Origin of the sequence: Enemella evansiae (assembly GCF_004362375.1) — a bacterium.
Classification (GTDB): domain Bacteria; phylum Actinomycetota; class Actinomycetes; order Propionibacteriales; family Propionibacteriaceae; genus Enemella; species Enemella evansiae.
Map to the genome: position 1 here is coordinate 16,011 of NZ_SNXA01000014.1, position 18,446 is coordinate 34,456.

18 protein-coding genes are annotated in these 18,446 nt (G+C 70.6%); 6 read left to right on the plus strand and 12 right to left on the minus strand.

Going from position 1 to position 18,446, the window contains the following annotated elements; all coding sequences use genetic code 11:
- Positions 1-19: 19 nt before the first annotated feature.
- Positions 20-403, plus strand: coding sequence for a phosphomannose isomerase type II C-terminal cupin domain (locus C8D81_RS19035; RefSeq protein WP_208109404.1), 384 nt, complete (start codon positions 20-22; stop codon positions 401-403).
- A gap of 16 nt (positions 404-419) precedes the next feature.
- Here the strand turns inward: C8D81_RS19035 and C8D81_RS19040 are convergent, their stop codons facing one another.
- Positions 420-986 carry a TetR/AcrR family transcriptional regulator gene (locus C8D81_RS19040; RefSeq protein WP_229118013.1) on the minus strand — a complete coding sequence of 189 codons (567 nt, stop codon included), beginning with the start codon at positions 984-986 and terminating at the stop codon, positions 420-422.
- A 103-nt stretch (positions 987-1,089) separates the two neighbouring features.
- Between C8D81_RS19040 and C8D81_RS19045 the strand changes: the two genes are divergently transcribed.
- Positions 1,090-2,229, plus strand: coding sequence for an acyl-CoA dehydrogenase family protein (locus C8D81_RS19045; protein WP_133626622.1), 1,140 nt, complete (start codon positions 1,090-1,092; stop codon positions 2,227-2,229).
- A gap of 104 nt (positions 2,230-2,333) precedes the next feature.
- On the opposite strand, the gene C8D81_RS19050 is transcribed toward C8D81_RS19045, so the two are convergent.
- From C8D81_RS19050 to C8D81_RS19090, 10 genes are all read right to left on the minus strand, one after another.
- Complete coding sequence (locus C8D81_RS19050) at positions 2,334-3,731, minus strand: DUF4032 domain-containing protein (RefSeq protein WP_229118012.1); 1,398 nt, start codon at positions 3,729-3,731, stop codon at positions 2,334-2,336.
- 47 nt (positions 3,732-3,778) lie between these two features.
- Positions 3,779-4,582, minus strand: coding sequence for an RDD family protein (locus C8D81_RS19055; RefSeq protein WP_094399273.1), 804 nt, complete (start codon positions 4,580-4,582; stop codon positions 3,779-3,781).
- Positions 4,575-5,570: a stage II sporulation protein M gene (locus C8D81_RS19060; RefSeq protein WP_133626623.1), complete on the minus strand. Its 996-nt coding sequence runs from the start codon at positions 5,568-5,570 to the stop codon at positions 4,575-4,577. The genes C8D81_RS19055 and C8D81_RS19060 overlap by 8 nt, the downstream gene beginning before the upstream one ends.
- Entirely contained in the window at positions 5,570-6,910 is a 1,341-nt protein-coding gene (locus C8D81_RS19065) for a DUF58 domain-containing protein (RefSeq protein ID WP_133626624.1), read from the minus strand. The genes C8D81_RS19060 and C8D81_RS19065 overlap by 1 nt, the downstream gene beginning before the upstream one ends.
- Positions 6,910-7,878 carry an AAA family ATPase gene (locus C8D81_RS19070; RefSeq protein WP_094355718.1) on the minus strand — a complete coding sequence of 323 codons (969 nt, stop codon included), beginning with the start codon at positions 7,876-7,878 and terminating at the stop codon, positions 6,910-6,912. Before C8D81_RS19070 ends, C8D81_RS19065 begins: the two co-directional genes overlap by 1 nt.
- A complete protein-coding gene (locus C8D81_RS19075) occupies positions 7,853-9,013 on the minus strand; it encodes a DUF4350 domain-containing protein (protein WP_166646902.1) in 1,161 nt (386 codons plus the stop codon). The genes C8D81_RS19070 and C8D81_RS19075 overlap by 26 nt, the downstream gene beginning before the upstream one ends.
- Positions 9,010-9,648 carry a hypothetical protein gene (locus C8D81_RS21085; protein ID WP_094460219.1) on the minus strand — a complete coding sequence of 213 codons (639 nt, stop codon included), beginning with the start codon at positions 9,646-9,648 and terminating at the stop codon, positions 9,010-9,012. The genes C8D81_RS19075 and C8D81_RS21085 overlap by 4 nt, the downstream gene beginning before the upstream one ends.
- Positions 9,633-10,787 (minus strand): hypothetical protein, encoded by a 1,155-nt coding sequence (locus C8D81_RS19080; RefSeq protein WP_133626626.1) that lies wholly within the window; start codon positions 10,785-10,787, stop codon positions 9,633-9,635. Before C8D81_RS19080 ends, C8D81_RS21085 begins: the two co-directional genes overlap by 16 nt.
- A 185-nt stretch (positions 10,788-10,972) precedes the next feature.
- Entirely contained in the window at positions 10,973-12,067 is a 1,095-nt protein-coding gene (locus C8D81_RS19085; protein WP_094355713.1) for an ABC transporter ATP-binding protein, read from the minus strand.
- A 270-nt stretch (positions 12,068-12,337) separates the two neighbouring features.
- Positions 12,338-13,714, minus strand: coding sequence for an L-serine ammonia-lyase (locus C8D81_RS19090; RefSeq protein ID WP_094460249.1), 1,377 nt, complete (start codon positions 13,712-13,714; stop codon positions 12,338-12,340).
- Positions 13,715-13,760: 46 nt separating this feature from the next.
- Between C8D81_RS19090 and tdh the strand changes: the two genes are divergently transcribed.
- The 4 genes from tdh to C8D81_RS19110 all read left to right on the plus strand — a co-directional run bounded on the left by tdh (position 13,761) and on the right by C8D81_RS19110 (position 17,586).
- Positions 13,761-14,786 (plus strand): L-threonine 3-dehydrogenase, encoded by a 1,026-nt coding sequence (gene tdh, locus C8D81_RS19095; protein ID WP_094460221.1) that lies wholly within the window; start codon positions 13,761-13,763, stop codon positions 14,784-14,786.
- A gap of 13 nt (positions 14,787-14,799) precedes the next feature.
- On the plus strand, positions 14,800-15,993 hold the full coding sequence (locus C8D81_RS19100) for a glycine C-acetyltransferase (protein ID WP_407644085.1): 1,194 nt from the start codon (positions 14,800-14,802) through the stop codon (positions 15,991-15,993).
- Positions 15,993-16,478 (plus strand): PPOX class F420-dependent oxidoreductase, encoded by a 486-nt coding sequence (locus C8D81_RS19105; protein ID WP_094355710.1) that lies wholly within the window; start codon positions 15,993-15,995, stop codon positions 16,476-16,478. Before C8D81_RS19100 ends, C8D81_RS19105 begins: the two co-directional genes overlap by 1 nt.
- Before the next feature lie 358 nt (positions 16,479-16,836).
- Positions 16,837-17,586 (plus strand): DedA family protein, encoded by a 750-nt coding sequence (locus C8D81_RS19110; RefSeq protein ID WP_094433226.1) that lies wholly within the window; start codon positions 16,837-16,839, stop codon positions 17,584-17,586.
- A gap of 84 nt (positions 17,587-17,670) precedes the next feature.
- Here C8D81_RS19110 and C8D81_RS21090 read toward each other — a convergent pair whose 3' ends face one another.
- The gene (locus C8D81_RS21090; protein WP_166646903.1) at positions 17,671-18,402 is read right to left on the minus strand and encodes a hypothetical protein; all 732 of its coding nucleotides are present in this window, start codon (positions 18,400-18,402) and stop codon (positions 17,671-17,673) included.
- Between the last annotated feature and the right edge of the window lie 44 nt (positions 18,403-18,446).

Genomic DNA, 18,446 nt, shown 5'->3' on the forward strand with positions numbered 1-18,446 from the left:
TCCTGGTATCGTTATCATCGTGTCCGACCTCACTCCGCCCAGCCACCGGCGCCCCACCACCGAAGTGACCCGCCCCTGGGGTCGCTTCCTGCAGTGGGCGCACAACGAACCGGTCACCGTCAGCCTGATGCACGTCGATGAGGGGAAGCGGCTCAGCTATCAGTCGCATCCCGGCAGGGCAGAGCTGTGGATCGTGCTCGATGAGGGTGCGGTGGTCACGGTCGATGACAAGGTGTGGCGCCCCGTCGTCGGCGAGGAGATCTTCATTCCGGCCAACGGCAAGCACCGGCTGGCCAGTGAGCGCGGCACCGTGCGGGTGCTGGAGGTCGCATTCGGCGACTGGCAGCAGGACGACATCGTCCGCTACGACGACGACTTTGGGCGCCCGGCCTCCGGCGACTGACCGAGACGCGGCCCGCTCAGGCGCGGACGGCGGCCAGCACGAGCTGGGCGAGCTGGGCGTACGCCTCGGCATCATCGAGGCCGGTGTTGGACTGCACCCGGCCGGAGCCGATCCGCTGCATGGTCGCGGTGACCACCTCGACCAGGAAGTCGGCCTGCACCTCACGGAAGGCGCCGGCGGCGGTGCCCTCGTCGACCAGGCTGCGCAACCGGGCGGCCGCGGCGGTGGTGTTCTCGACATAGATCTCGCGGGTCGGGGTGAGCCGGGAGAGGTCGTTCAGGAACTGCCGGGACGCCGGCCGCAGCGCCTCGGCGACAGCCTCCAGATAACCGGTGACCCGCCGCTCGGGGGAGCGCAACCGGGCGATCGCGGCCTCCACCTGGTCGGTCGCGCGGCGGAAGAACAACCGGGTCACCGAGGTGGCGAGCTGTTCCTTGCTGTCGGCCAGGGCATAGAGCGTCCGCTTGGAGCAACCGAGCTTGCCGGCCAGGTCGTCGAGGGTGAAATCGACGAACCCCTCGGCCAGGAACAACCGCAGCAGCTGGTCGCGGAGCTGCTCCTGGCGGCCCGTCAGTCGAATCACATTGCCCGGTGAAATGTCCCCGGAGATGCTGGCAGAGGAACCCATAGTGGTACTACAGTACTGCTTTGAGTACCGCTGATGAATCCCCTGCCCGAGGTGTGAGATGGCCGTAGACCGCCTGTTGCCCGACGAGGACGCCCGCGAACTGGTCGATCTGGTGGCCGCATTCTCCCGCGCCGAACTGCAACCGGTCGCCGCCGCGGCCGAGAAGGCGGAGGAGTTCCCGCGGGAGATGTTCCGCCGGCTGGGGGGGCTCGGCCTGCTCGGCATGCCCTACCCGGATGAGTTCGGCGGGATGGACCAGCCCTACGAGGTCTATCTGCAGGCACTCGAGGAGGTCTCCGCGGCCTGGCTGAGCGTCGGCGTCGGGGTGTCGGTGCACATCATGACCTGTTTCCCGCTGCTGAAATTCGGTACGCCGCAGCAGCGCGAGCGGTTCGCCGGAGACCTGATCGGCGGGCGACTGCTGGGGGCGTACGCCCTCTCCGAGGCCCAGGCGGGCAGCGACATCACCTCGATGACGACCACCGCCAAGGCCGACGGTGACGACTATCTGCTGACCGGCGCGAAGGCCTGGATCACCCACGCCTCGCACGCCGACTACTACACGACCTTCGCCCGCACCGGTCCGGGGCTGCGCGACCTGTCCTGTTTCCTGGTCCCGGCCGATGCCGAGGGGCTGAGCTTCGGCGCCCCGGAGCAGAAGATGGGGCTGACCGCCTCGACCACCGCGGCCGTCTATTTCGACGGGGTCCGGGTGGCGGCGGACCGCCGGATCGGCGAGGAGGGGCAGGGCATGCGGATCGCCCTCTCCGCCCTCGACAACGGCCGGCTGGGGATCGCCGCCTGCGCCACCGGACTGGCCCAGGCCGCCCTGGACAATGCGGTGGCCTACGCGAAGGAACGCCAGCAGTTCGGGCAGCGGATCGCCGACTTCCAGGGTCTGCAGTTCCTGCTCGCCGACATGGAGGCCGCCGTGGCGACCGCCCGCGCGACCTATCTCGATGCCGCCCGCCGCCGCGACGCCGGCCAGGACTTCACCCGGGCCGCGGCGGTCGCCAAGCTGGTCGCCACCGATGCCGCGATGAAGGTCACCACCGACGCCGTGCAGGTGCTGGGCGGATACGGCTACACCAAGGAATTCCCGCTGGAGCGCTTCATGCGCGAGGCCAAGGTCACCCAGATCTTCGAGGGCACCAACCAGATCCAGCGGATGGTGATCGCGCGCCGATTGCTGGGGTGAGCGGCGCTCAGCTCGCGGGGCTCATCTCGACACGCTGCCCCGGCTCCGCTTCGCTGCGCCGGGCCAGCTACTCGATGAGCGTGGGGCCAGCTGCTCGATGAGCGTCAGGCCTTGCGGGCGGCGGCCTTGGCGCGCAGGGCGTTGATGTCGAGGTAGCCGCTGGGTTCGGGTTCCTCGGCGGCGGTGACCTCCCAGGGGTCGACCGGGATCGGGCCGGTGTCCTGCTCGTCCTCGTAACCCTGGCTGGGATCGAAGGGGTTCGCCAGCCGGCGCCCGCCCTCGGTGACCACCGGCGTGAGGTTGTCGGTGGAGACCTCCTCATCGGGCAGTTTCTCCAGCACATCACCGATGTAGCCGTCCACGGCCTCGGTGAGCGGGATCTCCTCACCGGCCTCCTCCGAGCGGTACCAGCGGTACTCCAGCACCTCGTGATAGATCTGCGCCGCCTCCAGCTTGCCGCGCAGATCGTCGGGGATCGCGTGCACCACCGGTTCGAAGCAGCGGGTCAGCCACTGGTGCGCGACGACCGCCTCGTCGGCGTTCTGCTGCCCGGTCCGCGCGCGATAGGTGTCCAGATCGTTCAGCAGTCGACGCGCCTGGTTCTCCTCGGTGTCCAGACCGGTGAGCCGCAGCAGTCGGCGGGAGTGGTGACCGGCGTCCACCACCTTCGGCTGGATCCGGATCGTGGTCCCGTCCAGGTCGGTGGTGATGTCCAGCTCGGCGACGTCGAAGCCCAACGCATTCAACCGGCGTACCCGCCGCTCGATCCGATAGATCTGGCTGTCGTCGAACTCCTCGACCCCGGTCAACTCCTGCCACAGCTCCCGGTAGCGGGACTCGATCAACTCCACCAATGCCTTGGGCTGCAGGGATTCATCCAACATCCCGCCGGCTTCCAGGTCGCAGAACTCGCCGAACAGATTGGTCCGTGCGATCGCCAGATCGTGCTCGCGCTGGCCGTCGGTCAACTGGTCGTGCAGCTCACCGGTCTCGGCATCCACCAGGTAGGCCGCGAACTCGCCCGCGTCGCGCCGGAACAGCGTGTTCGACAGCGATACGTCACCCCACAGGAAACCGACCAGATGCAACCGGGCCAGCAGCACCACCATCGCATCGACCAACCGGTTCACCGTCTCGGTGCGGACACCACGGTTGAACAGCGAGCGATAGGGCAGCGAGAACTGCAGATGCTTGGTCACCAGCACCGGATCGAGCGGGTTGCCGTCGCGATCCACCCGCCCGGTGACCACCGCGACCGGCTGCACCGCCGGGGTGTTCATCCGGACCAGATCGTGCAGCAGCCGGTACTCGTGGATCGCCAGATGCTCCAGCACCTCCTTGGCGGCATCCACCTCGGAACCGACCTTGATGAAGCGCACCACGTGCCGGGAGATGCCGCGCGGCAGCGCCACCAGATGCTCCAGCGGCCACTCCGCGAGCGGCACCTCCCACGGCAGCGGGATCAACCGGGCATCCGGCTTGGCGGACAGGAATCGAGGCACCGGCACATTCTCCCACGGGTGAAAAGCGGCACAAGCGGTTGGGCGTCTCATTCGCGATCAGGCAGCAGTCGATCGCGCAGCTCGGCGCGCCGCGCCAGGCGTTCGTCGTGGCGGTGCCGATGCTCGCCGAGCACCGCGGCCAGCACCGCTTCGGGGGCCGCCTGGGCCGGTGGCTGGGGGGAGAGTTCCCGGCACAGCCGGGTGGCCAGGTCGGTGGCGATGGCGGCCCGGGCGGCCGGGGTGAGCTGCTCGGTACGCGCCAGGAAGGCGCGCGCGGCGATCAACGTCGCCGGTTGCAGTGCGCCGAGATCGCAGCCCTGCACCCAGCGGGTCAGCTCCGGTGCGGGCGTGCTCGGGGCCGGTGGCTGCTGCCAGCGGACCCGCTCGGAGACCACATAGGTGCCGGCCAGGTGATCGCCGAGACGCTGCCCGCGCCGGCCGGCCACCGCCGCCACCAGCGCCGGCAACCCCGCCATGCCCCAGATCTCGACCGATCCCATCAGGGCCCGGGCCAGCGACTGCCGGGCCCGGACCGGGCCACCGTCGGTGCGCACCACCCGGGTGCCCAGCGCCCACTTGCCGAGGCTGCGGCCCCCGCTGAGCTGTTCGCAGAGCAGCGGCCAGCCGACCAGCCAGAAGATGCTGATCACCAGGCTGGTGGTGCCGGCGAGCGCCGCATCGAGATTGCGGGTGATCCGGTCGGCCAGCGTCAGGGACAGGATCAGGCCGAGCACCAGCACCACGCCGTCGATCAGGGTCGCCGCGATCCGCACCCCCGCTCCGGCGGCGGGCACCTCGAGGGCGACCGCGTCACCTGTCACCACGTCATCGGCGTACCTGGGCTCAGCCACGGGTCAGCTCCTCGGTGCCGCGGTCGAACTCGCGCAGGTCCCCGGTCACCCCGCGGTTCGCGGCCCGCCGGCCGGGACCGGCCACATAGGCGACGAAGAGCGCCAGCGCCAGGACACCGATCCCGATCCGGGTCCAGGCCGGCAGCCCCGAGGGGGTGACGAAGGCCTCGATCAGCCCGGACAGGGCGAGCACCACCGCCAGCCCCAGCACCACGGTCATCGCGGTCCGCCCCCAGTGGGCGAGGGAGGCGCCCCGGGTCAGATCACCCGGCGCCACCCACGCCCAGAACAGCCGCAACCCCACCGCCGCCGCGCAGAACACCACCGTCAGCTCCAGCAACCCGTGCGGCAGGATCAACCCGAAGAACAGGTCCGCCCGGTCGTGCCGGATCATCACCGAGGCGATCACCGCCAGGTTCATCAGGTTGCGGAACAGGATCATGATCACCGGGAAGCCGAGCACTCCGACGACGATGCACTGCGCCGCCACCCAGGCGTTGTTGGTCCACACCCGCAGCGCGAAGCTGCCGGCCGCGTTCTCGCTGTAGTACTTCTCGAAGTCCACCTCGATCAGCGACTGGAGCTGTTCGGGTGACATCAGCGCGTTCTCGATCCGCGGATTCGCCAGGAACCACCAGGTGAGCAGGACCACGGCGAGCACGTTCAGCCCCCAGCTCCAGCACAGCCAGCGGCGCATCCGCCACAGGGCGGCCGGGAAGTCCTGGCCGAGGAACCGGCCGATGGTGGCCGGGCCGAGCGGCTGGGCGGGGGCGGTCCGGTGCCGGGCCCGGGCCAGCAGGGCGGACAGCCAGGCCACCAGTGCGGGGTCGGGGGAGGCCGCGCGCAGTTCGGCCAGCTGGGAGCCGACCCGGGCGTACAGATCGAGCATCCGGTCCGCTTCGGCGGCGGTGAGCCGGCGCCGTTTCAGCAGCTCCTCGAGTTCGCGCCACTGCGGTTCGTTGGCGGTGATGAAGGCATCCAGATCCATCAGAGCCTCCCCTGGGCCTTGAGCAGCAGATAGTGGTCGGCGAGCCGGGCCGGGAGCTCGTCGGGGGCGGCGTCCAGCACGGTCACCCCGAGCCCGGACAGCACCTCGATCATCCGCATCCGCTCGGCCAGCGAGCGTTCGGCGGCCGCGGCGGTGTAGACCTGATCGACCGAGTCGTACGCCACCTCCCCGGCCAGGGCGTCCAGGCCCGGATCGCGGACCGAGGCGATCACGATCCGCGAGCGGTGTGTCATCCCCGCCAGTACCGGCAGCAGCGATTCGCGGACCGGTTGCGGTTCCAGCGGGGTGACCAGCACGATCAGCGAGGCCCGGCGGCCGGCGCGGGCGATCTCACCGCCCAGGCTGGTCCAGTCGGCCTCCGAGAGCGCCGCCTGCAGCGGGCTCATGCTGCGGCTCAGGGCGGGCAGCAGGTCATGGCGGGCCAGCCCGCTGACCCGGGCCCGCAGCCGCCGGTCGCCGGCCAGGAAGGTGACCTTGTCACCGGCACGCGCGCTCAGCGCGCTGAGCAGCAGGACCGCATCCATGCCGGCGTCGAGGCGGGGGATGTCGGTGTCCGGATCGGCCCGCCGGGCGGCGTCGGCGCTCGGGGCGACCCGGCCGGCGGAGAGCCGGGAGGTGTCCAGCAGCACGGTGATCCGGCGGTCGCGTTCGGGCTGCCAGGTCCGCACCACCAGCTCGCGGCGTCGGGCGCTGGCCCGCCAGTCGAGGGAGCGCACATCATCGCCGCGGACGTAGTCGCGCAGGGAGTCGAACTCGGTGCCCTGGCCGCGGGTACGCACCGCCGAGCGGCCGTCGAGTTCGCGGAGCCGAGCCAGCCGGCTCGGCAGTTGGCGGCGGGACTCGAAGGCGGGCAGCACCTGCAGCTCCCCGGGCACCTCGATACTGCGCTGGCGGGCGGCCAAGCCGAGCGGGCCGAACAGCCGCAGGGTCACCCGGTCGCTGCGCAGCAGGCCGCGCCGGGTCGGGGTCAGCCGGGTCCGGAACCGGGCCAGCCCGCGGGCCGCTACGGCGAGCCGGTGCCGGTCGCCGGCCGGTTCGGCGGCACCGGCCGAGGGCTGCCAGGCATCGCGCAGCACCCCGCGGAGCCGGCGTTCGGCGTACACCCGCAGCTCGGTCTCGACGCTCTCCCCCCAACGGATCGGGCCGAGCGGCGCACGGGACAGCCGCACCTGCTGCGGTGCCGGGGCCAACACCAGATCGAGCACCGTGAGCAGCAGGCACAACCCCACCCACACCAGCACCGTGATGCGCGTCGGCCAGACCAGCACCGGCAGCAGACCGGCCAGCAGCAGCCAGATCAGCCGTGGCGAAACGGCCATCAGCGCGGTACCGGGACGGATTCGATGGCGCTGGTCAGGACCGAGTCGATCGTGGTGCCCTCCAGTTCGGCCTCCGGGCGCAGGCTCAACCGGTGCGCCCAGGTCGCCGAGGCGAGCGCCTTCACATCATCGGGAGTGACGAAGTCGCGGCCGGCGAGCCAGGCCCAGGCGCGGCCGGTGGCCAGCAGTGCGGTGGCCGCCCGCGGGCTCACCCCGGCGGCCAGCGACGGCAGCGCCCGGGTGGCGCGGGCGAGATCGACGATGTAGGCCACCACCTCCGGAGCGACGGCCACCGACCGGACGCTCTGCTGGGCCCGGTCGATGTCCTCGGCGCCGGCGAGCGGCTCGATCGGCAACTGGCGCGGATCGAATCCGGCCGCGTGTCGGCTGACCACCTCGATCTCCGCCGCGCGCGGCGGGATCGGCAGGATCGCCTTGATCAGGAACCGGTCCAGCTGCGCCTCCGGCAGGGGATAGGTGCCCTCCTGCTCCAGCGGGTTCTGGGTGGCGGCCACCAGGAAGGGTTCGGGCAGTGCGCGGGTCACCCCGTCGGCCGACACCTGCCGCTCCTCCATCGCCTCCAGCAACGCCGCCTGGGTCTTCGGCGGGGTGCGGTTGATCTCATCGGCCAGCAGGATCTGGGTGAACACCGGGCCGGGGCGGAAGCTGAAATCGGCGCTGCGGTTGTCATAGACCAATGAACCGGTGACATCACCGGGCATCATGTCGGCGGTGAACTGGATCCGCCGGGTGGTCAGCGACAGGGAGGCGGCCAGGGTGCGGATCAGCAGGGTCTTGGCCACCCCCGGTACGCCCTCCAGCAGCACGTGGCCGCGGGCGATCAGGCCGATCAGCAGGCCGGCGACCGCCTGGTCCTGGCCGAGGACCACCGAGGCGACCTGATCGCGGACCGCCTGGATCCGTGCGCGGGCCAGATCGGCCTCAGTCCTGGGGAGCTGGTCGGTCATGACGGTCCTTTCCTGGGTGCGGTTCGGTGGCATCGGTGGGGCCGCCGTGCGGGGCGGTCAGAGCGGCGAGCGCCCGGGCCTGCTCCAGCAGCTCCCGGTCGGTGGCGGGGGCGGGGCCGGTGAGCAGCTCGGCGATCTCGGCGCTCGGTCGGCCGGTCTCGGCGGCGGCGTGGCGGATGAGGTCGGCGGTCGGGGCGTCGCGGCCCAACCGGGCGCGGCGGGCCAGTCGGCGTCGGCAGCCCTCGCGGAGTCTGGCCAGGGCGTACGCCCGATCTCCGGAGCGTTGATAGAGGCGGCCGCGGCCCAGGGTGGTCTCGATGGCGCGGACCACCACCGGCATCGGCTCGGTGGCCAGCGGGCCCAGCCGGCGACCGGCGACGAACACCAGGGCCACCGCGGCCAGCCCGGCCAGCCAGACCGCGGGACCGAACCAGTCCGGGATCGGGGAGGCGGCCTCACCCGGGACCAGATCGTCGGGGGAGGGGACGTACCAGATCACCCGTGGCCGTTCGCCGAGCAGCCGCAGCGCGAACGCGGCATTGTCCTGGTCGATCACCTGGGCGTTGCTGAAGGCCTCGCTGGTACCGACCAGGGTCGTCTGCCCGAGGGTCAGCACCCCGGCGCCCGCGGGGTCAGCGAAACAGCCGCCGGCGGGGGCCGGGTCCGGGGCGGGATCGGTTCGGGTGTAGCTCTGTTCGAACCCGGACACCCGGCCGGGGAAGCGATCGCAGCCGGCCGCCCGGGTGTCGACCAGCGGCTCCTCGATCCGGACCCCGTCGATGCCCAGATCGGTCAGGGTGCGCGGTGTCGGGGTGAGCAGCACCAACTGCCCGGCCGAGGAGGCCCGGTCGGCCAGGTCCGCGGCGGCGGATTCGGTGAGTCGGTCGGTGCGGCCGACGAGCACGGTGGTGTTCGCGTCCACGGCGGTGAGCTGGTCGCGGCGACGCGCCTCGTCGACCTGGATGCCCTGCTGGCGGAGCACCTGGGCCACCGCCCGGGTGCCGGGGCGGCCGAAGTTGTCCGGATCGCCGGCGACCTGGTTCCCCCGATCGGGGGTGAGCAGGGTGATGCCGAGCACCACGAGCAGCAGCACCAGCGGGGCCAGCAGCCACGCCAGCTTCCGGCGCCGGGTCACACGGCCGCCAGGTCGGGGGCGGCCTCGCGCAGCCGGTGCTCCAGCTCGCTGACCCGCGCCAGGTCCGCCGCGGAGCAGAGCTGCTGGGGCCCGTCGGGATGATGCACCGCGTAGCGGGCCAGGGCGAACCGGTCGGCGGCGAACCCGAGATCGGTCTCCTGCGGGAACACCGCGCCGAGTTGTTCGGCCGCTTCGCGGATCGTCATGCCGTCGTGCAGGTCGAGCAGGCCGCGTTCGGCCGAACCGGCGATCAGGGCCCGCACGGTCTCCAGGACCGCACGGTCCGACTCGCCGGCCTCGGCGGCGGCGTCCGCGTCCCGGCGATGGTCCGCGGCGCTGCGCCGGGCCTCGGTCACCGGCGGATCGGCCGGTGTGCCCGACCGGGCCGCACGGGGCCAGAATCTGCGTACCAGAAGAAAAAGTGCGATGATCGCGACGGCGAGCACGACGGCCACCACCGCGGTCTCCTGCCAGGCCGAGGTGCCGCGGCCGCGGAACAACGAGGCGAGCAGATTCTGCAGCCACTCCTGCAGCAGGGTCAGCGGATTCACACCCAGCCGGTAGTCACCGTTGGCCAGCTCCTCGCGCAGCAGCCGCTCCGCGGTCTCGGGATCCGGGGTCAGCGGGGGTGCCACGGGGTGCCTTCGGGTGCCGGTCGGTGGGCGGCGATCAGTTCGGCATCGTAGGCCTCCGCCCGCATCCGCCGGTCGACGTAGATCATTGTCCGGATCGACGCCAGATAGGGCTGGGTGAGGGCGACGGTGATGGCCTGGGTCAGCGCGATGGTGACGATGGCGAGTCGCGGGACCTGCTCCTGGCCGCCGGTCGCGGTCGCCACCAGCGGCAGGATGAAGCTGACCGCGGTGCTCAGCACCTGCGCGGCGGTGCTGGCGATCAGGCTGGCCACCAGGATGGTCGCGAAGGTGATCCAGAAGGCTCGCCGGGTCAGGGCGAAGGAGCGCCTGATGGCCGAGATGATGCCGACCCGTTCCACGATCACCAGGATCGGGCTGAGCAGCAGCCGGATGCTGAGCCAGGTCACCGCCACCACGCTGGCCAGCAGCAGCGCGATGCCGCCGATCAGCAGACCCAGGTCTGGGTCACCGTCACCGCTCAGCACCAGGGCGGCGATCAGCAGGCCGGTGCCCAGGGTGAGGATGAGCAGTTGGGCGAGGCTGAGCACCACGGCGACGAGCAGGTAGGGCAGGATCCGGCCGCGGACCCGGCGCCAGAGTTCACCGAGGCCGGGGCGGTGCCCCTCTACGCCGGCCATCGTGGCCCCGGCGGCGAGCGGGGTGATCGCCAGATCGGCGAGCAGCGGCAGCAGCATCGGCACCATCAGCAGCCCCACGGCCCGCGACAGTGCGCCCAGATCGGGGTTGTCGGTGTCGAGGAAGTTCAGGTCGGCGCTGGCCAGCCAGGCCAGCGGGGTGGTGATGACCGCGATCACGCCGAGCAGGAGCAGCGGGACCAGCACCATTGCCTTCGGGCTCCAGCGGTAGGTGCGGAACGCGCCCTCCAGGACCCCGGTGAAACCCAGCGGGCGCAGCGGGACGGTACCGGGCCGCAGCCAGTTCTGGACGGGTGGGCGGCCGACCGGTGGCCGCGGCGGCAGCTGGTTCGGCCCACCGGGGGGTCCGGGAGGGAACGCCGAGGGGCCGGACGGGGACGGGCCGGACGGGGATTGGCCGGGCGGGGTCGGTCGGTCTGCTCCGGGGGCCTCACCCCAGGGGTGGGGTACCGGTCCGGTTCCGGGCGGTGGCGAACTCGACATCCAGCTCCTTGCGCGTCGGGTCCGGCCAACCTAACAGAACTCTCATATTGAGTGGAGTCGGCGTACGCGGCCCGCTGGAAAGGCCGTGGAGACGCGAAACCGGCGGCCGGCCCGTGGGCCGACCGCCGGTTCGGCGGTGCATGTTCATCCCCGGGTGCCGGGGTGTGGGGCGGTGCCCCGCCGGGTCAGCTGACGCGGTCCCCGGTCTTGTTCGAGAACACGTGGATGTGATCGGGATCCACGCCGAGCCGCACCTGGGTGCCGCGCTGCGGTGGGCGCCGGGAGGAGATCCGGGCGACGATCTGCGGTGCCTGCAGCTGCTGGTCCTCGGTCAGCCCGGCCGGGGTGCCGTAGAGGTAGGCGTCCGCACCGAGTTCCTCGACCACGGCCACGTCCAGGCCGATGCCGGCGCCGTCGGAGAGGGAGAAGTTCTCCGGGCGGATGCCCAGGGTGACATCGGTCTCGCTGCCCAGGTTGCCGAGCACCTCACGCGGCACCGGAACGACGAAGTCGCCGACCTTGACGCCGCCCTCGCTGACGGTGCCCTCCATCAGGTTCATCGCGGGCGAGCCGATGAAGCCGGCCACGAAGAGATTCTTCGGGGTGTCGTAGAGCGCCAGCGGGCTGTCCACCTGCTGCAGGATGCCGTCCTTCATCACCGCGACCCGGTCACCCATCGTCATCGCCTCGACCTGGTCGTGGGTGACGTAGACGGTGGTGACGCCGAGCCGGGTCTGCAGGGCGGCGATCTGGGTGCGGGTCGAGACGCGCAGCTTGGCGTCCAGGTTCGACAGCGGCTCGTCCATCAGGAAGACCTGCGGCTGCCGGACGATCGCGCGGCCCATCGCGACACGCTGTCGCTGACCACCCGAGAGCGCCTTCGGCTTGCGGCTCAGGTATTCCTCCAGGCCGAGCAGCTTCGCGGCCTCGGCGACGCGCTGCTCGCGCTCGGCCTTGGGCACGTTCTGCATCTTCAGGGCGAAGCCCATGTTCTCGCCCACCGTCATGTGCGGGTAGAGCGCGTAGTTCTGGAACACCATCGCGATGTCGCGGTCCTTGGGCGGCAGCGTGGTGACGTTCTTGTCGCCGATCATGATGTCACCGGCGTTGACCTCTTCGAGGCCGGCGAGCATCCGCAGCGAGGTGGACTTTCCGCAACCGGACGGTCCGACCAGGACCATGAACTCGCCGTCACCGATCTCAAGATTGAGCTTGTCGACGGCGGGGTGGTCGGCGCCGGGGTAGACCCGGGTCGCGTCCCTGAAGCTGACTGAGGCCATGGGGCCACATCCTTTCCACGGGCAGGTACGTGCCCGACGATCCGTAGTGGAAATAAACGACAAGCCGACCACTCCGGTGGGGTCGGCGGGACCCATTGTTGCATCGCGTGTGGAACAGGTCACGTCGTCCGACCAGTTGAGACGGCTCCGTTATCTGTTACCGGTGGTCAGGATCGGCTCCGTCCTGCCATCCATCGAACCCTCGGCGTACCAGTCGATTGCTGCGGGGCGCGATGGGTGCACCCAGGGATCGATGGATCGCGGGAAGGGTCAGCATTCGACGATGTTCACCGCCAGGCCACCGCGCGCGGTCTCCTTGTACTTGACCTTCATGTCCGCTCCGGTCTGCATCATCGTGCGGACCACCTGGTCCAGGCTGACCTTCTGCGTGCCCTGGCCGTGCAGCGCCAACCGGGCGGCGGTGATCGCCTTGATCGATCCGACCGCATTCCGTTCGATGCAAGGAATCTGGACCAGTCCGCCGACCGGATCGCAGGTCAGTCCGAGGTGGTGCTCCATGCCGATCTCGGCGGCGCACTCGACCTGCTGCGGCGTACCGCCGAGGATCTCGGCCAGTGCTCCCGCCGCCATCGAGCAGGCGGTCCCGACCTCACCCTGGCAGCCCACCTCGGCCCCGGAGATCGAGGCGGTCTGGGCATAGATCGAGCCGATCGCACCGGCGGTGAGCAGGAAGCGGCGGATCGCGGCGGCGTCCACGCCGGGTACGAACGAGACCGCATAGTGCAGCACCGCGGGGATGATCCCGGCCGCGCCGTTGGTCGGTGCGGTGACCACCCGGCCGCCGGCGGCGTTCTCCTCGTTCACCGCCAGCGCCCACAGGGTCACCCAGTCCATCGCCGCGAGCGGGTCGATCGGGCCGGGTTCACCACCGCGCCGGGTCAACCGGTGGTGCAGTTCGGCCGCGCGGCGGTGCACCTTGAGACCGCCGGGCAGGGTGCCGGTGGTCGCCTGGCCGTTGCCGATGCATTCGGCCATCACCTGCCAGATCCGGTCCAGTCCGGCATCCACCTCGGCCGGGGTGCGCCGCGCGCACTCGTTGGCGTACGCCAACTCGCTGATCGACAGGCCGCTGTCGCGGCACTGGGCGAGCAGGTCGGCTCCGGTGCTGAACGGATACGGGACCGGGGTCGGATCACGGGTCACCACCGGGGCGCCGGAACCGTCGTCGTCGAGCACGAAGCCGCCGCCGATGGAGTAGTAGGTGCGCGCGGTGAGTTCGCGGTCACCGGCCCACGCGGTGAAGGTCATCCCGTTCGGGTGGAAGGGAAGGGTACGCCGCCGGTGCAGCACCAGGTCGTGGTCGGGATCGAGGTCGATCTCGTGGCTGCCGTCGAGCAGCAACCGGTGGGTCTCGGCGATCTCGGCGCTGCGCTGCGGGGCCGTCCGGGTGTCCACGGTCTCGGGATCCTCGCCCTCCAACCCCCAGAGCACCGCACCCCGGGAACCGTGGCCGTGACCGGTCGCACCGAGCGATCCGAACAGCTCGGCGCGGACCTTCGTGACCTGATCGAGCAGCCCATCGGAGGCCAGCCCCGCGGCGAAGCGGGCAGCGGCCCGCATCGGCCCGACCGTGTGCGAACTCGACGGTCCGATGCCGATCTTGAAGAGCTCGAAAACGCTGGTCACCCGCACCAGTGTGCCCAATATTCGAGACGGACGCTACAGTCTCGGTGTGCGTGCACTGGTGAAGACCGCCCCCGGACCGGGGCTCGAACTGACCGATGTGCCGATCCCCGAACCGGGTCCGAGCGAGGTGCTGATCAAGGTTCGGCTGACCGGCATCTGCGGTACCGATCTGCACATCGATTCCTGGGACCGATGGGCGGCGGCCACCCTGACCACCCCGCGGATCGTCGGCCACGAGTTCTGCGGCGACGTGGTCGCGGTGGGGGAGGCGGTCACCGAGGTCGCGGTCGGTGACTTCGTCTCCGGTGAGGGGCATCTGGTCTGCGGGCGCTGCCGCAACTGCATGGCCGGGCGCCGACACCTGTGTGCGAACACCCGCGGTATCGGCGTCCAGGTCGACGGCTGCTTCGCCGAATACCTGGTGATGCCGGCGATGAACGTCTGGGTGCACCGGATCCCGGTCGCCCCGGAGGTGGCCGCGATCTTCGACCCGTTCGGCAACGCGGTGCACACCGCACTCAGTTTTCCCTGCCTGGGTGAGGATGTGCTGGTCACCGGCGCCGGCCCGATCGGCATCATGGCCGCGATGGTGGTCCGGCATGCCGGCGCCCGACATGTGGTGGTCTCCGATCTGTCCGCCGAACGGCTGGAGCTCGCGGGCCGGCTCGGGGCGACGCTGACGATCGACCCGCGCGACACCCCGATCCCGCAGGCGGCCGAGCAGCTCGGCATGAAGGAGGGCTTCGACATCGGGCTGGAGATGTCCGGTGCCCCGGTCGCGCTGCGCGACATGGTGGACTCGATGGCGCACGGCGGCCGGATCGCGATGCTCGGGCTGCCCGGTGAGGAGATCTCGCTGGATTTCTCCTCGGTGGTGCTGCGGATGCTCACCCTGAAAGGGATCTACGGCCGCGAGATGTTCGAGACCTGGTACGCGATGAGCGTGCTGGTCCAGGCCGGGCTCGACATCTCCGGGGTGATCACCCACCGCTTCGACCACACCGATTACGAAGAGGCCTTCGCCACCGCCCGCGGCGGACACTGCGGCAAGATCGTGATGAGCTGGGAGTGAGATGTACCGATCGCTGAAAACCCATCTGGAGCAGGAGATCGCGGGCCTGCGCGCCGACGGCACCTACAAGGTCGAGGTCCCGCTGACCACCCCGCAGGCCGCGCACATCAGCACGGAATCCTCTGCTCTGCAAGCAACCGCGGCCGAGGCAGCGGTGGTGAACTTCTGCGCCAACAACTATCTCGGCCTGGCCGACGATCCGGAGCTGATCGCCGCGGCGACCGATGCCCTGCAGCGTTGGGGTTTCGGGATGGCGTCGGTGCGCTTCATCTGCGGTACCACGACCCTGCACACCGAGCTGGAGCGCCGGATCGCCGACTTCCTCGGGCAGCAGGACGCGATCCTCTACAGCTCCTGCTTCGACGCCAACGGCGGGTTGTTCGAGGTGCTGCTCGGGGCCGAGGACGCGATCATCTCCGATGAGCTCAACCATGCCTCGATCATCGACGGCGTACGCCTGTCCAAGGCGCGTCGGTTCCGCTACAAGAATCGGGACATGGCGGATCTGGAGGCCCAGCTGCAGGCCGCCGCCGATGCCCGGTTCACGATGATCGCCACCGACGGGGTGTTCTCGATGGACGGCTATCTGGCGCCGCTGGACGAGATCTGTGACCTGGCCGAGAAGTACGACGCGCTGGTGATGGTCGACGACTCGCATGCGGTCGGGTTCACCGGTGCGACCGGTGCCGGTACGCCGGAACTGTTCGGCGTACAGGATCGGGTCGATGTGCTGACCGGAACCTTCGGCAAGGCGCTCGGTGGGGCGTCGGGTGGCTACACCGCGGCGCGCAAGGAGATCGTCGAGCTGTTGCGGCAGCGTTCCCGGCCCTACCTGTTCTCCAACTCGCTGGCCCCGTCGATCGCGGCGGCGACGCTGGCAGCGGTGGATCGGATCGAGCGCTCCGGTGACCTGCTGCAGCAGTTGCGGGACAACACGGCGTACTTCCGTGAGCGGATGGTCGCCGAGGGTTTCGAGATCCCGGAATCGGAGCATGCGATCGTTCCGGTGATGATCGGTGACGCCGCGAAGGCTGCCCGGATGGCGGATTCGGTGCTGGACAAGGGAATCTACGTGCGGGCGTTCTCCTATCCTGTGGTGCCGAAGGGCAAGGCCAGGATCCGGACCCAGATGTCGGCCGCGCACAGCCGGGAGGATCTGGACAAGGCGATCGCCGCGTTCATCGCGGCCCGAGACGAGGAGAGCTGATGCCGCGCACCGTTGCCACCAACACCGAGGTCGAGCGGGCGGAACTGCTCGAGTTCGTCCGCCCGCGCCACAAGATGCTGATCGCCACCGCGCGCCGGGACGGCCGGCCGCAGATCTCCCCGGTCAGCGGCGGGGTGGACGCCGAGGGGCGGATCGTCACCTCCACCTATCCCGGCCGGGCCAAGACGCTGAACGCCGAACGCAATCCGCAGGTGTCGGTGCTGGTGCTCTCCGATGACTGGAACGGCCCCTGGGTGCAGGTCGACGGCGACGCCGAGGTGATCCACATGCCCGAGGCCGCCGACGCCCTGGTCGACTACTTCCGCTCGATCTCCGGTGAACACCCGGACTGGGACGAATACCGCGAGGCGATGCGGCTGCAGAACAAGTCGCTGCTGCGGATCACCCCGACCCGCTGGTCCCCGATCGCCACCGGCGGATTCCCCGCCGACATCGCCGCCAAACTGGACGCCCGCGACGCCTGACCGGTCCTCGTACGCTCATCGAGTAGGTCGCGCAGCGACCATGTCCCCACGCTCATCGAGTAGGTCGCGCAGCGACCGTGTCCCCACGCTCATCGAGTAGGTCGCGCAGCGACCATGTCGAGATGACCCCTGGCTGGAGTTCATCTCGACACGCAGGCCCGGCTCCGCTTCGCTGCGCCGGGCCGGCTACTCGATGAACGGGGTTGCCCGGCTCCGCTTCGCTGCGCCGGGCCGGCTACTCGATGAACGTCGCCCGGCTCCGCTTCGCTGCGCCGGGCCGGCTACTCGATGAACGTCGCCCGGCTCCGCTTCGCTGCGCCGGGCCGAACGTGGGACGCGGTGCGCCTAGACTCGCGGGGTGACTGAGCCCCGGCGCGACGAACCAGCGGACCCCGAGGAGACCGCCGAGGAGCGCGAGCCGGAGTGGTGGGAGGACCCGCGGATGCCGTGGGGGCACAAGCCCACCCGCGCCGACATCGCCTGCTTCGCGCTGATCAGCGCCCTCGGTCTCTACGCGCTGGCGCTGCTGCCGTTCCGCGCCGTGCTGGTCACCCAGCCCTATCTGGCGGCCACCCTGACCGGTTCGCGGACCGGGGTGGTGACCATCGGCGCGCTGACCGCGACCGGGGTCGAGACCACTTGTCCGCTCTGGCTGGTGCTGGCCACCCTGAGCGTGATGAAGTTCGACCCGGTCTACTTCTGGGCCGGGAAACTGTGGGGCCAGGGCGTTTTCGAGATGGTCGCCGGTCGCTCGCCGCGGGCCCGGCGGAACGCCGAGCGCGCCGAAAAACTCGCCCGCCGCTTCGCCGTGCCGGCGATCCTGATCACCTATCTGCCGATCCCGCTGCCGTCCTCGGTGATCTATGCGACCCTCGGTGCCGCGGGGATGAGCTGGCGGAGATTCCTGACTGTGAACGTCTGCTTCGCCGCCCTGATGCAGTCGGGCTACATGTACCTCGGCTATCGGATCGGTGCGCCCGCGGTGGCGGTGGTGACCGAGTACGCGAAGTACGCCTGGTACCTCACGCTGGCGATCCTGTTCGGGATGATCGTCACCTGGTGGTGGAACCGGCGGAAGAAGGCCGCGGCCAGCGCACACGACGGCTGAGCGAGGGAGGGACGACCGAGTCGAAGCCAATTCGGCAGGCCACGTGGCTTCGACTCGCTGGCGCTCGCTCAGCCGACGTCCGGGTCAGCGACGGGGCGGAGTGGGGCCGGAGAACGGATCCGGCGGATACGGCTGCTGGGGCGGGTACGCCTGGGGCGGCTGGTTCGGCCAGGGGGTCGGGCCGGGCTGCGGCGGCGGGTGCGTCTGCGGGGGGTACGCCTGCGGCGGATAGGGCTGCGGTGGCGGCTGCTGCTGCGGCGGGGCCTGCGGGTACGGCGGCTGCTGCGGGTACGGCCGCTGCTGCGGCCAGGGTGCCGAGGACCGGCCGTGCGGCCACTGCGGGCCGGGTTGGGGCGGCTGCGGTTGGGGTGGTTGGGGTGGGTTGGGCTCGCGCGGCTGGCGTACCCACTGTCCGGATGAGGTGCTGCCGGCCGATGCCGGGGGAGCCGGGGGACCGGGAGGAGCCGGGGCCGACGGGGCGGTCGTGGTCGCGGCCGGCCCGGTCTTCGCCCCGGCCGCACCGCGGCGGCGTACCACCAGCAACACGCCCCAGGCGATCCCGGCCAGGGCGACCACGCCACCACCGATCGGGAACCCGAGGCGGCGTAGCTGCGCCTCGGCGACCATGTCCTCATAGGACTGCTTGCGCGGTACGCCCTTGCTGGTGGTCTCACAGATCTGCCCCGGCGACATCGGGGTCGACCCACAGGAGGGCGCGTTCGGATCGATGCGCAGGCCGTAACCGAGCAGCACCAACCCGATCACCACGACCAGCGCCGGTTTCCAGATGTCGGTCAGCGATCGCTTCCCAGCCAAGAGTCCCCCTCCCGCGCGCCCGGAGGCCAATCCTGTCAGGCGCG

Coding starts and splice junctions, on each gene's coding strand:
- C8D81_RS19045 (WP_133626622.1), top strand. CDS start 1,090: ATGGCCGTAGACCGCCTGTTGCCCGACGAGGACGCCCGCGAACTGGTC.
- C8D81_RS19060 (WP_133626623.1), bottom strand. CDS start 5,570: ATGGATCTGGATGCCTTCATCACCGCCAACGAACCGCAGTGGCGCGAA.
- C8D81_RS19065 (WP_133626624.1), bottom strand. CDS start 6,910: ATGGCCGTTTCGCCACGGCTGATCTGGCTGCTGCTGGCCGGTCTGCTG.
- C8D81_RS19070 (WP_094355718.1), bottom strand. CDS start 7,878: ATGACCGACCAGCTCCCCAGGACTGAGGCCGATCTGGCCCGCGCACGG.
- C8D81_RS19080 (WP_133626626.1), bottom strand. CDS start 10,787: ATGTCGAGTTCGCCACCGCCCGGAACCGGACCGGTACCCCACCCCTGG.
- C8D81_RS19085 (WP_094355713.1), bottom strand. CDS start 12,067: ATGGCCTCAGTCAGCTTCAGGGACGCGACCCGGGTCTACCCCGGCGCC.
- C8D81_RS19105 (WP_094355710.1), top strand. CDS start 15,993: ATGCCGCGCACCGTTGCCACCAACACCGAGGTCGAGCGGGCGGAACTG.